The sequence below is a fragment of the Luteibacter rhizovicinus DSM 16549 genome, assembly GCF_001887595.1.
Classification (GTDB): Bacteria; Pseudomonadota; Gammaproteobacteria; order Xanthomonadales; family Rhodanobacteraceae; genus Luteibacter; species Luteibacter rhizovicinus.
Genome location: NZ_CP017480.1, coordinates 756,764 through 769,693 on the forward strand (window position 1 = coordinate 756,764; position 12,930 = coordinate 769,693).

Consider the following 12,930-nt stretch of genomic DNA (forward strand, 5'->3'; position numbering starts at 1 on the left):
TCCTCACTGGTAGACGACCTGAAAGCCGACGCGGGAGTTCGCGGTGCCCTTCTCGGCTTTACCCGTGCTGTAGTAACGCGCGATCAGCGGTATCACGGCGCTATTCGACGCGATCGTCGCGCCTTCCGAGTCTTCCGTGTAGAGGTTGATCGGTGTGCCATCCGAATTGGCAATCTGGATCTGCACGTTCTTCGCGGCATCGGCGCCCGCATCGATATTGAGGCGACCGGTCGCCCGGTCGAGCGAGGGGCTGGCCGGATCGAACCGGATCTTCGCCAGCACGCCATCGAGGCACTCATCATTGCCGCCGATCTTGATCTGGAACCCGCGGTCGCCGGAGGTCTGACCTGCAGCTGCAAGGTTGCCCGCGCTGATGTCGCCGAAATCGACTGCTTTCGTGGCGGCTCCCGAACCAGGTGGCTTCCCCTCCACCAGACAGGTCGTGGCCGTGATGCGACCGGTGATTTCAATGGTCCCGTCATTGGCCGCCATGGCGGGCGAAGCAGGTATCGCGACCAGGGCGACGGCGAGTGACGAGGTGATGAACGCGTTCATGGCAGCGGCCTTCTCGGTGGGGGAAGGTCAGTCTCTGCGCATGTCCCGGCGCCATCGATACGCGCTCGCTGAAACGCGAGCCGTCGCTCGACTCGCTTACGGGCGAGTGGATATCCCCTGCCGTGTGAGGGGTCGCCGAAGCGTGCCGGATCGGACCGACCCAGGCCACAAGAACGTGATGAGCCCGCCCGACACGCCCGCCGGGCACGGCCATTTTGCGGATTCCCCCACCCTGCACGGTCAATCCACCTGAGCAGACCCTATACTGGGGGCCGATTTGTCGCACACGAACCTGGTCCATGGATTCCATCGCCGATCGCACCACCTCCCTCGACTTTGCCGGCGTTCGCGCCCTGGCAGCCGACGACATGAAGGAGGTCGACGCACTGATCCGGCACCGACTGTCTTCCGACGTCGTGCTGATCAATGCCATCGCGGACCACATCATCGCCGGTGGGGGCAAACGCCTGCGCCCGATGCTGCATGTACTCGCCGCGCGAGCCGCGGGCTACGGCGGCCAGGAACACGCGAAGCTGGCCGCGATCATCGAGTTCATCCATACCTCGACCCTCCTCCATGACGACGTGGTCGACGAATCCGACATGCGCCGCGGCCGGAAGACGGCAAACGCACTCTGGGGCAATGCGGCCAGCGTGCTGGTCGGCGATTTCCTCTACTCGCGTTCGTTCCAGTTGATGGTGGAACTGGACGACATGCGGATCATGCGCATCCTCGCCGACACCACCAACACGATCGCCGAAGGCGAAGTGCTGCAGCTGCTGAATATCGGCAACGCCGACGTGGACGAAGCGTCCTACCTGGCCGTGATCGAGCGGAAGACCGCCGTGCTGTTCGCCGCCGCCACCGAACTGGGCGGCGTGCTGGGCGGCCTGCCCGAGAACCAGATCGCGGCCCTGCGCCGCTACGGCATGGAGCTCGGCTATGCGTTCCAGATTGCCGACGACCTGCTCGATTACGTATCCGACGCCGAGACCCTCGGCAAGAACATCGGCGACGACCTCGCCGAGGGCAAGCCGACCCTGCCGCTGATCTATGCCATGCAGTCGGCCGATGCCGAGCAACTGAAATCCCTGCGTCACGCCATCGAGCACGGCGGCCTCGATTCGCTGGACCGCATCGTCGCCGCGATCCGCGATTCGGGCGCGCTCGAGCGCACGCATGATCGTGCGGTATCCCATGCCAACGCCGCGCGAGCGGCGCTGGACGAGATCGCCGCGTCGCCGTTCCGCGATGCGCTCGCCGCCCTGGCCGACTACTCGGTCGAGCGGCGCTTCTGACCGACCGCGCGGATCACTTCTTCGCGAAGGCTTCCGTCAGCCATGCGCGCATGGCGGCATAGGCGCGGTTCGCCACCTTGGCGTCGTAACGGCAATTGCCCGTCGTCGTCGTGGCTTCCTTTTCGGTGAAGCAATGGACGGCCCCGCCGAAGTCGGTGGAGGCCCAGTCGACCTTCGCATCGCGCATTTCCGCTTCGAACGCCGCACGCTGTTCGGGTGGCACGTTGGCATCATCGGCGCCGTTCAGGGCCAATACCTTGCCGTGGATGTTCGAGGCGAGTTTCGGGTCATCGGTGGCCAGCAAGCCATGGAAGCTGACCACGGCGGCGACGTCGGCACCGGCGCGTGCGAGATCGAGCACGGCGGAGCCGCCGAAACAGAAGCCGATGGCGGCAAGGCGCGCGGGGTCGATCGGGGCGTTCTTTTCCTGGGCCTTCAGCTCGGCATAGGCACGCGACACGCGTGCACGCATGATCTTGCGATCCGCGTAGAGAGGCTTCACCGCAGCGCCGGCTTCGGCTTCCGATGTCGGGCGCGTGCCAGCGCCATACATGTCGGCCAGCAGGATGACGTAGTCCTTGCCGGCGATGTCCTTGGCTTTCGCAAGAGCCATGTCGTTGATGCCGTACCAGTTGGGCACCATCACCAGGCCCGGACGCTTCGCGTTGACCGCATCGTCGTAGACCAGGAAGCTCTTGTAGGTCACGCCCGCATCGGTCCATTGGACCGGTTTGGCGACCATCGCCGCGGACGCCGCGCCGATGTGACCGAGGGCGAGCAAGGACAGCAGCAGTAACGAACGACGCATGGCGTGACTCCCTGGTTTAGTGCGGCAAGCATAGGCCCGGCCGCGCGAACTGGGTAGCTACAGTCCGGCGGCGTGGCGTGCCAGTCGACTCTTGAGTGGGCCGATGCGATCGAGCAGGCGGACGCCGATGCCACGGGCGGTAACGAGCGGCGATGCCTGCCAGGCGTAGATGCGGGCAAGCGCATCGAACGACCAGGCGTCCAGACCGTCGGCGCTGCGACGACGGCGCGCATAACGGCGCAGCACATGCGTTGCGGCAAAGTCCCTGCCCGCTTCGCGCGCGTCGACCAGGGTGGCGCGAAGTTCGACGACATCGCGCAGACCGAGGTTCACGCCTTGACCCGCGAGGGGGTGGACGGCGTGCGCCGCGTCACCGAGCAGAACCAGTCGTCCTACCTCGTACCGCTCGGCCAGCTTCAGCCGAAGCGGAAACGCGGCACGTCGGCTGACGGCACGCACGGGACCTAGCCTGAAGTCGCTGGCGATGCCAAGCGCATCGCGGAAGGCGTCATCATCCAGCGCCAGCACGCACTGGGCTTCGGCCTCGGGCAACGACCAGACGATCGAGCTGCGTCCATCGGCCAAGGGCAGGAGGGCCAACGGTCCGGAGGGCAGGAATCGCTGCCAGGCGGTCCGCTGGTGGGGTTCGGTTGTCTCGACGTGGGCGACGACCGCACGTTGCGCATAGTCGCGACCCTGCGTACCGATGCCCACCATGGCCCGCAACGGGGATTCGGCGCCATCCGCGGCGACGACGAGCCGCGCCGAGACGACCTGGCCATCGGCCAGATCGAGCTGCGCCCGATCTTCACGCATGGTGTAGGCGATCACTTCCGCCGGGACGATACGGCGTACGCCGGCGTCGTCCAGTGCATGCCATAGCGTTGCCTGGACGAGATTGTTTTCGACGATGTAGCCGAGCACGTCGCGGCCCTCGTCGGCCGCGTCGAAATGGATGGCGGCGCCGTTCTCGGCGTCCCACACGTGCATGCGTTCATAGCCGGATGCCCGCGCTTCGCGAATACGCGACCAGACACCGAGCTGGTCGAGCAGGCTCACCGATGACGGTGCCAGCCCGACCACGCGCAGGTCCACTTCGTCGGCGGCTGCCCAGGCGGCTGGCTCGCGCGCGTCGATCAGGGCGACGGAGAAACCGGCACGCGCCAGTGCCAGCGCGGCAGCGGCTCCGACCATGCCGCCGCCGACGACCGCGACATCGAGCAGGCTGCCGCGACGACGCGTGGGCTCATGCTGCCAGGACTCGCTCATGGCGTTTTCTCCCGCACGGCCAGCGGCGCATGGGGCCGGAAGCCCATGCCCCGCCGACTCAGCGCATGGCGCAGGGGCGGGACCCGATCGAGGGCGAGCATCGCCAGCGACCGCAGCGGGCCCAGGAACGGCTGATCCAGGCAGGCCAGACGGACCAGGCCGTGGCTCATGATCATCGTCCCCTCACGGTCTTTCGCGCGTCGTGCGGCGTACTCCGCCAGCAGGCCCGGAGCACCCGGATCGGTCGCTCCGGACACCAGTTCGGCCAGGGTGAGTGCATCGCGCAGGCCCAGGTTGAAGCCTTGCGCGCCGATGGGATGCACGGTCTGCGCCGCATTGCCGACCAGGACGGCACGCTCGGCGACGAGGTGATCGGCTGCGACGCGTCGAATGGGATACGGCGAGCGCTTGCCGGGGCGCGAGAAGCGGCCGAGACGCCAGCCGAAGCGTTCCTGGGCGAACGCCGCGAAGGCGGCGTCGTCCATCGCCGCCACGGTGGGGGCATGATCGGCGGCGACGGTCAGGACCACGCCAACCCGGCGATCGGCCAGGGGCAGGACCGCCACCGGGCCATCGTCGGTGAAACGCTCGAACGCACGGCCGCGCGGGTCGCGCTCCGGGGTCATCGTGCTGACGAAGAGCGCCTGTTCATAGTCATGCTCGCGGGTGCCGATGCCGAGCTGGGCACGGATGCCCGACTGGGTTCCGTCTGCGCCCACCAGGAGCGGCGTGAGGATGTGCCGCGTCCCCCCGGCCGTCGATACGGCCACCGACCAGCCGCCATCGACAGCCTCGATGCCCTCGACCCTCGCGGGCGCGAGGCGGGTCAACAGGCGGCAACGGTCGAGCCGGCGCAGCAGCGCGGCACCGAGCTCCCGCGCCGGCAGGGTCCAGCCCAGGGCGTCCACCCCTTCCGCGGCCGCATCCATGCGCACACTGCCGAGGTCCCCGGCACGGCTGGTATGGATATGCGTGATCGGGGTGGCCCGGTCCTGCGCGAAGTCCCAGACCCCGATCGCCGTGAGGCCGTTCACGGTCGCGCGGGCCAGCGCCAGGTTGCGCTCGTCGTAGCTGGGCTGGTCGTCCACGCGCGGCGCGGCAGCCTCCACCAGGATGGCCGGCAATCCCGCGTTGTCCAGGGCGATGGCGAGGCTGGCTCCGACCAGGCCGCCGCCGACGATGAGGATGGGTTCGGAAGAAGTCATGACCGGATGATAACTCCACCGATAGAATGCCCCGATGGGCAATCGACTTTCGAAGATCTACACACGAACCGGCGACGATGGCACGACCGGCCTGGGCGATGGCAGCCGCACCGGCAAGGACTCCCTGCGCGTCACGGCTTACGGCACGGTGGACGAACTGAACAGCGCCATTGGCATGACCATGGCTGCCGACGGGGTGGACGAGGACATCCGCGAAGCGCTGGTGCAGATCCAGCACGAGCTCTTCGACCTCGGCGGCGAGTTGTGCATTCCCGGCATGGCCATGGTCGAGGCCCGCGACATCGACCGCCTCGAGACCGTGCTCGACGCCTTCAATGCGGATCTGCCCGCACTGAAGGACTTCATCCTGCCCGGCGGCGGGATGGCGGCGGCGTCCTGCCACCTGGCCCGGACGATTTGCCGACGCGCCGAGCGCGACGTCGTTGCGCTCGGCCGGGTCGAGGATGTCCGTCCCGAAGCGCAGCGTTACCTGAACCGACTGTCCGACCTGCTCTTCGTCATCGCACGCGTTCTCGCCCGTCGCAGCGGTCACGGCGAGGTCCTCTGGCAGCACGAGCGCCGCCCTCGTGGCTGAGTCGGCGGTGTAAGCTCAATTGCCAGGCACGTCGATCGACGACGCGCCCTTTAGGGGTCCAGAGCTATGGGTGACTTGCCATCGTGCGGTGCGGCCGACGATTCTGCTAACTTGGCCGCCTTTCGAACGAATAAGACCGAGCCTGTGACGTCACGCAACAGCATCCTGCCTAAACGCCGCCTGCTGGCGACAGCCGTCGCCTTCATCGTCTCGAGTGCCGCCCAGGCTGCCCAGGCGCCGCCTACGACGGCGACACCGTCGCAGGGCGCGACCACCCAGACGGCGCCTGTCGTCACCTGCGCCCTGGGCTCGTTCTTCTGTCCATCCCGGCCGCTGAACTTCAACCTGTGCCGTCCGAACGCCATGCTGGGGTTCTACGAGCCGGAAATCACCAAGGACACGTCGCTGCGGGAAACCGCCGTCACGGACGTGCACTCGGGCATCGACGACGGCAATGTCGGCGGCGTCAAGGTGGAGAGCCCGGAGCCGGACGTCTACCACCTGACCGGCGGTGTCCGCCTCGAGCGCGCCGACCAGGTCATGCGCGCCGACGACGTGACCTACAACTCGGACTCGACGGCTTACGACGCGAAGGGCAACGTGCGCTACCAGGAGGCCGGCATGCTCGTGTCAGCCGACCGCATGACCGGCACCACCACGCCCAATCAGGCCGACGCCGACCACGTCGCCTACCAGCTGCTGCAGTCGCGCGGCAACGGCATCGCCGACCACGCCAAGGTGATGGACCCGCAGCACGGCCGCTTTTCCATGGCCACGTATTCCACCTGCGACATCGGCAACCACCAGTGGGAGTTCCGCGCGAAGACGCTGAACCTGAACAAGGATACCGGCGTCGGCGTGGCGCGGAGCGCGACCATCCGCTACAAGAACGTGCCGTTCATGTACCTGCCCGTGTTCTCCTTCCCGCTGGACGATCGCCGCAAGAGCGGCTTCCTCTATCCGACATTCGGATCGAACAGCTATTCGGGCGCGTACCTCACGCTGCCGTATTACTTCAATCTCGCGCCGAACTACGACGCGACGGTCGAGCCGGGCTTCTACAGCGATCGCGGGCTGATGCTCGGCGGTGAGTTCCGTTACCTGCTGCCGCAATCGAACGGCAGCTTCGACCTGCACTACATGGCCCACGACAAGGGGCCGGACCAGGACATCAGCGGAACGAGCGACCGTGACGGATCCAAGCAGCGCTGGCTGTTGCAGATCGCCAACTCCACCAATCTCGGCGACGGCTATCACTTCGGCGCGAACGTCAACCGCGCCTCGGACAACCAGTACTTCCGTGACTTCGGCAACGATCTCTACTCCTCCGGCGTCGGCCTGCTCTCGTCCAGCGCCTATGTGACCAAGGGCGGCAAGTACTGGAGCGCGGCGCTGGGCGCGGACGATTACCAGAACGTCGATGCTGGCCTGCCGAACTACGTGGCGCCGTATCGCCGCTGGCCGCGTGGCACGTTCAACTTCAACATGCCGGTGCTCAGCTGGCTCGACGCGGGTATCGACACCGAAATCGTGAACTTCCGCAAGGAAGACGCGGCGCCGGTCTCTCCCGGCGTGCCGGGACAGGTCGATGGCACGCGACTCGACCTCGCACCGTTCGTGGCCGCCGATTTCCAGGGCGCCTCCTGGTTCGTCCGTCCGCGCGTCGAATTCCGCAATACGGACTACCGCCTCAACACCGATTATCAGCACTACAACTACGCCGAGCGCGATCCGTCCCGGTCCCTGCCGATCGCCAACGTGGACGCCGGCCTGATCTTCGACAAGCAGACCAGCCTGTTCGGCACCAACTACACCCAGACGCTCGAGCCGCGCCTGTATTACCTGTATGTGCCGTACCGCAACCAGAACAACCTGCCGCTGTTCGATACCAGCGAGATGTCGTTCGACTTCTGGCAGCTGTTCACCAACAACCGCTTCTCCGGCGCCGACCGCCAGATGGACGCGAACAACCTGACAGCCGCCCTGACCACTCGCCTGCTCGACGATCACGGCGTGGAACGCATGTCGGCGAGCCTGGGCCAGATTCGCTACTTCAGCGACCAGAAGGTCCAGTCGCCCCTGGTGGCGCCGACCAACTTCGCCGGCTCGGACTACATCGCGCAGCTGAGCATGCAGTTCAACGACGACTGGCGGATGAACAGCTCCTACCAGTGGAACCCGAACAGGAAGCCGAGCCCCTACCTCGGCACTGACGGCCAGCCGTTCGAGCAGGGCCATGAGACCGATCTGGCCACGGTACAGATCCAGCGCCGCATCAAGGGCGACGGCATCATCAACTTCTCGTACCGCTATCGCCGCAATGTGATGGAACAATTCGACACATCCGTGGTCTTTCCGGTGTCCGAGCGCTGGCGCGCACTGGCGCGATGGGTCTTTGCCCGCCGCGACGTGCTCCCCGTCACCGTGCCCGGCACAGGCACCTTCAATACCTTCACGTTCTCACATCGCACGCTGGATGCGGCCGTGGGCGTCGAGTACGACAGCTGCTGCGTCGCCTTCCGCGTACTCGGCCGCCACTACGTGCACGACTACACCCGGCAGACGGCCAACGCGATCATGTTCGAGATGGAATTCAAGGGCCTGGGCTCGTTCAACCCGGAGACAGGCAGCTATCTGCGGCGTGCTATCCTTGGCTATCAATAAGAGGGGCAGGTGCCCCAGGCTCCCTATTCGATGAAGCAGATTCTTGCGTACTCCCTGCTCGCCGCGGCTCTCGCGTCGGTCGTCCCCACCGCTCATGCCCAGCTGATGCCATCGGCCCAGCCGGCGCAGGGCGGCAGCGCGTCCGGCAACGGTTCGCTGGACCGCATTGTTGCGGTCGTCGAGGACGACATCATCCTGCAGAGCGAACTGGACGAGGCGATCAATGCCATCGTCAAGCAGTACGCTGCCAATCCCGCTCAGTTGCCGCCGCACGACGTGCTGGCACGGCAGGTGCTCGATCGCCTCATCCTCATGAAGATCCAGGTCCAGCAGGCCTCGAACCAGAACATCAAGGTCTCCGACCAGGATGTCGACCAGGCCGCTGCCAACGTCGCCCAGCAGAACAAGATGTCACCGGAGCAGCTGCGTGCCGCGGTCGAGCAGGACGGCTACAGCTATGCGGGCTTCCGCCAGCAGCTGTCCGACCAGATCACTGCGCAGAAGCTGCACGAGAGCGTGGTTCGCGACCAGGTCAACGTGACCGATACCGAGGTCAACAACATGCTCGCCAGCCCGACCTACAAGGGCGGCGAAGTGCACCTGGCGCACATCCAGATCAGCACCCCGGCCAACGGCAGCGCGAGTGATATCGCCGCCGCCCAGACCAAGGCCGACGAGACGCTCAAGGCGATCAAGGGCGGCATGGACTTCAACGCCGCGGCTATTCGCTTCTCCGACGCGCCCGACGCCCTCGATGGCGGTGACCTCGGCTGGCGCCGGCTCGACGAAGTGCCGCCGGCCTTCGCCGACGCGGTCACCGGCCTCAAGCCCGGCGACAACACCGCCGCGCTGCGCGGCCCGACCGGCTTTCACATCCTGAAGCTGGTCGAGACCCGCCAGCCGGGCCGACAGATCGTCACCGAGTATCACGCCCGTCAGATCCTGATCAAACCGTCGGAAATCGTGACGCCGGAACAGGCTGAGAAGAAGGCGCAGGACATCTACACCCGGGTGGTCGACAAGAAGGAAGACTTCGCCAAGATCGCGAAGGACGACTCCAAGGACAACACCACCGCGAACAACGGCGGTGACATGGGCTGGTTCGCCCAGGACGCCTGGGGCCAGGCCATCGGCGCCCAGATCGCCAGCCTGAAGGACAACGAGGTCTCGCACCCGATTCAGACCGATGCCGGCTGGATCGTCCTCCAGCGTCTGGGCACGCGTCAGAGCGACCTGACCGATCAGTTGCAGCGTGACCAGGCTCGCCAGGCCATCGGCAATCGCAAGGCCGACGCGGCTTACGAGAGCTACCTCCGCGAGCAGCGCTCCTCGGCCTACGTGAATATCCTCGTCCCGGAACTCAAGGATCCGGACGACAAGCAGGCTTCGGCCACGCCCGCCCAGTAAGACGTCATGACCACGACCACCCTGCCACGGCTCGCCGTCACTGCCGGTGAGCCTGCCGGGGTAGGTCCCGAACTCGTCGCCCGCCTTGCCGCGAGCGACCTGCCCGCCGACATCATAGCGATCACCGATCGCGACTTGCTTCGCCGGGCTGCCGCGATCTGCGGCATCGAACTCACGATCAGCGACGACGACGGCTCCCGCCTCACGGCACGCGTCGCCGGACACGTGCGCGTGCGGCATGTACCCCTGGGCGAGCGTGAAACCCCCGGCAGGCCGAGCCCCGCCAATGCGGGGCACGTGCTCGACATGCTGGCTGTGGCAGCCGATGGCTGCCTCGGCGGCGAGTTCGACGCGGTAGTGACCGGCCCGGTGCAGAAGTCCAGCATCAACGATGCCGGCGTGCACTTCAGTGGCCACACCGAGTTCTTTGCCGAGCGCGCCGACAGCGATGTCGTGATGATGCTGGCGAGCCCGGAGCTGCGCGTCACCCTGGCGACCACCCACCTGCCGTTGTCGGCGGTGCCCGCCGCCATCACCCCGACCCTGCTCGAGCGCACGCTGCGCATCGTGGGACGGTCGCTGACCTCCCTGTACGGCCTTGCACACCCACGCATCGCCGTGCTCGGCCTCAACCCGCACGCGGGCGAGGACGGGCACATGGGGCGGGAGGAGATCGACACGATCATTCCGCTGCTGGAGCGACTGCGTGGCGAGGGCATGGACCTGCTCGGCCCGCTGCCGGCCGACACCGCCTTCGTGACCGCCATGCGCCCTCGCTACGACGCCGTCCTGGCGATGTACCACGACCAGGCGCTACCGGTCCTCAAGAGCGAGGCCTTCGACAGCACGGTCAACGTGACCCTCGGCCTTCCTTTCATCCGCACGTCCGTCGATCACGGCACGGCGCTGGACCTCGCTGGCACGGGCCGCGCGAATCCGGCCAGCCTGTTTGCCGCGGCGCGACTCGCCATCGTCTTCGCCAACCATCGGGCCGCCGTATGAACGCACGCCCCAAGAAAAGCTTCGGTCAGCACTTCCTGCACGACAGGCGCTATCTCGACCGCATCGTCGCCTCCATTGCTCCGAAGGACGGCGATACCGTGGTCGAGATCGGCCCCGGCGAAGGTGCGATGACGATTCCGCTGCTGGCCGCAGCCCGCCGGATGACGGCGATCGAGCTGGATACCGACCTGATCCCCGGCCTGCAGGCCCGCGCCGCAGACGTCGGCGAGCTGCGTATCGTGCACTCGGATGTCCTCAAGGTGGATTTCACGGCATTGGCGCGCGAGCTCGGCGCGGAACGCCTGCGTATCGCCGGCAACCTGCCCTACTACATCTCCAGCCCGATCCTGTTCCATTGCGTCGAGCACGCCGCGGCGATCCAGGACATGCATTTCATGCTGCAGAAGGAGGTGGTCGACCGCATGGCCGCCGAGCCCGGTAGCAAGGTGTATGGACGGTTGAGCGTGATGCTCCAGCTCGCCTGCAAGGTCACTCCGCTGTTCACGGTGCCGCCGGGTGCCTTCCGGCCGCCGCCCAAGGTGGACTCCGCCGTCGTCCGGCTGGTACCGCTGCCACCAGAGCAGCTGCCCAAGGGTGATGCGGCGAACATCTACAAGGTCGTGAAGGCCGCCTTCGCCATGCGCCGCAAGACCCTGTCGAACACGCTGAAGGGTCTCGTGGACGAAGCGACGATCCGGGATCTGGGCATCGATCCCCGCGCCCGCGCGGAAACCCTCCCCCCGGGCGACTTCGTCAAGCTCGCCAACGCGATCTGAAGGTTCCTGCGGGCATACTTGCCCGCCCTGTCCCCGTCCCCGACAATCGGTCCATGAATTCCAAAACACCCTACACGATCGACGTGGAGGTCGAATCCCGCTTCGTCCCCGACCAGTCGCAGCCTACCGACAACCGCTACGTCTTCGCCTACACGATCACGCTGCGCAATGCCGGCGAGACTGGCGCGCAACTGATGACCCGCCACTGGGTCATCAAGGATGCGAACGGAAAGGTCGAGGAAGTGCGCGGCGACGGCGTGGTCGGCGAGCAACCGTGGATGCGACCCGGCGAGTCGTTCGAGTACACCTCCGGCGCCGTCCTCGAGACGGCGGTGGGCACCATGGAAGGCAGCTACAGCATGGTGGCCGATGACGGCACGCGGTTCGACGCCCCGATTCCGACTTTCGTGCTTTCGATACCGCGCACGCTCCACTAGGATCGACTCATGGATAGCGTGCACGCCGTTAATGGCGCCAGGGAGCAGCAGGACTGATGGCCGTCTACGCAATCGGCGACGTCCAGGGCTGCTACCCCGAACTCCAGCGTTTGCTGGAGAAAATTCGCTTCGACCCGGCGAGCGATCGCCTGTGGTTCTGCGGCGACCTGGTCAATCGTGGCGGCGAGTCGCTGGCCACGCTGCGCCTGATTCATTCGTTGCGTGAGCAGAGCATCATCACGCTCGGCAATCACGACCTCTCGCTGCTGGCCATCGGCCAGCGCCGTGAGGACGCCCAGCAACGAGTGAACCCGGAGTTGCGCGAGGTGCTTTTCGCCGACGATGCGCCCGTCCTCCTGGAGTGGATGCGCATGCAGAAGCTGCTGCATCACGACGAGACGCTCGGCTGGACGATGATCCATGCCGGGCTCGCGCCGAGCTGGACACTGCGCCAGGCGCAGCGGGCGGCCCTGGAGGTCGAGCGCGAACTGGGTGGCCCGCGTCACCAGCGGCTGCTCAAGAACCTTTTCGGCAACCGCCCGCCAGGCTGGAACAATCGGCTACAGGGCGTCGAGCGTCATCGCGCCACGATCAATACGCTCACGCGCATGCGCTATTGCGATGTCGGCGGCCGCATCGACTTCGAAGGAAAGGGCACGCCGGGCACGCAAAAGCCGGGCATGTATCCGTGGTTCGAAGTGCCGGGCATGCGCCGTCGCGAAACGAAGATCGTCTGCGGCCACTGGTCAGCGCTCGGCCGTTTCGCTGGCCTGGGCATTTACGCGATCGACACCGGCTGCGTCTGGGGCGGCCAGCTGACGGCGCTGCGCCTGGATACGCCGGAGCCGGAATACATCACCGTCGATGCCGAGCCGTACCGCCAGAAGCCCAAGGGCGGCGGCGACTGATCGGCA

At 66.4% G+C, this 12,930-nt stretch carries 12 protein-coding genes; 8 read left to right on the forward strand and 4 right to left on the reverse strand.

Annotated elements, in window-relative coordinates; all coding sequences use genetic code 11:
* Window positions 1-3 precede the first annotated feature (3 nt).
* On the reverse strand, window positions 4-555 hold the full coding sequence (locus tag BJI69_RS03605) for a fimbrial protein (RefSeq protein ID WP_046968847.1): 552 nt from the start codon (window positions 553-555) through the stop codon (window positions 4-6).
* Window positions 556-854: 299 nt separating this feature from the next.
* On the opposite strand from BJI69_RS03605, the gene BJI69_RS03610 reads away from it, so the two are divergent.
* Window positions 855-1,853 (forward strand): polyprenyl synthetase family protein, encoded by a 999-nt coding sequence (locus BJI69_RS03610; protein WP_046968848.1) that lies wholly within the window; start codon window positions 855-857, stop codon window positions 1,851-1,853.
* A 13-nt stretch (window positions 1,854-1,866) separates the two neighbouring features.
* Here the strand turns inward: BJI69_RS03610 and BJI69_RS03615 are convergent, their stop codons facing one another.
* From BJI69_RS03615 to ubiH, 3 genes are read right to left on the reverse strand one after another with little or no spacing between them, the layout of a single operon-like run.
* Window positions 1,867-2,661: a dienelactone hydrolase family protein gene (locus BJI69_RS03615; RefSeq protein WP_046968849.1), complete on the reverse strand. Its 795-nt coding sequence runs from the start codon at window positions 2,659-2,661 to the stop codon at window positions 1,867-1,869.
* Between the two features lie 57 nt (window positions 2,662-2,718).
* Complete coding sequence (locus BJI69_RS03620) at window positions 2,719-3,930, reverse strand: FAD-dependent oxidoreductase (protein ID WP_046977956.1); 1,212 nt, start codon at window positions 3,928-3,930, stop codon at window positions 2,719-2,721.
* Window positions 3,927-5,135, reverse strand: a complete 1,209-nt coding sequence (gene ubiH / locus BJI69_RS03625) for a 2-octaprenyl-6-methoxyphenyl hydroxylase (RefSeq protein WP_046968851.1) — start codon at window positions 5,133-5,135, stop codon at window positions 3,927-3,929. The genes BJI69_RS03620 and ubiH overlap by 4 nt, the downstream gene beginning before the upstream one ends.
* A 34-nt stretch (window positions 5,136-5,169) precedes the next feature.
* Here ubiH and BJI69_RS03630 point away from each other — a divergent pair, with 34 nt between their 5' ends.
* From BJI69_RS03630 to BJI69_RS03660, 7 genes are all read left to right on the forward strand, one after another.
* Window positions 5,170-5,730, forward strand: coding sequence for a cob(I)yrinic acid a,c-diamide adenosyltransferase (locus BJI69_RS03630; protein ID WP_046968852.1), 561 nt, complete (start codon window positions 5,170-5,172; stop codon window positions 5,728-5,730).
* A gap of 144 nt (window positions 5,731-5,874) precedes the next feature.
* Window positions 5,875-8,394, forward strand: a complete 2,520-nt coding sequence (locus BJI69_RS03635; protein ID WP_244465319.1) for an LPS-assembly protein LptD — start codon at window positions 5,875-5,877, stop codon at window positions 8,392-8,394.
* Between the two features lie 30 nt (window positions 8,395-8,424).
* On the forward strand, window positions 8,425-9,801 hold the full coding sequence (locus tag BJI69_RS03640; RefSeq protein ID WP_046968853.1) for a peptidylprolyl isomerase: 1,377 nt from the start codon (window positions 8,425-8,427) through the stop codon (window positions 9,799-9,801).
* Between the two features lie 6 nt (window positions 9,802-9,807).
* A complete protein-coding gene (gene pdxA, locus BJI69_RS03645; RefSeq protein WP_046968854.1) occupies window positions 9,808-10,803 on the forward strand; it encodes a 4-hydroxythreonine-4-phosphate dehydrogenase PdxA in 996 nt (331 codons plus the stop codon).
* Entirely contained in the window at window positions 10,800-11,579 is a 780-nt protein-coding gene (gene rsmA, locus BJI69_RS03650) for a 16S rRNA (adenine(1518)-N(6)/adenine(1519)-N(6))-dimethyltransferase RsmA (protein WP_046968855.1), read from the forward strand. Before pdxA ends, rsmA begins: the two co-directional genes overlap by 4 nt.
* 53 nt (window positions 11,580-11,632) lie before the next feature.
* Window positions 11,633-12,016, forward strand: a complete 384-nt coding sequence (gene apaG, locus BJI69_RS03655) for a Co2+/Mg2+ efflux protein ApaG (RefSeq protein WP_046968856.1) — start codon at window positions 11,633-11,635, stop codon at window positions 12,014-12,016.
* A 56-nt stretch (window positions 12,017-12,072) separates the two neighbouring features.
* Complete coding sequence (locus BJI69_RS03660; RefSeq protein WP_046968857.1) at window positions 12,073-12,924, forward strand: symmetrical bis(5'-nucleosyl)-tetraphosphatase; 852 nt, start codon at window positions 12,073-12,075, stop codon at window positions 12,922-12,924.
* The last annotated feature ends 6 nt before the right edge of the window (window positions 12,925-12,930 follow it).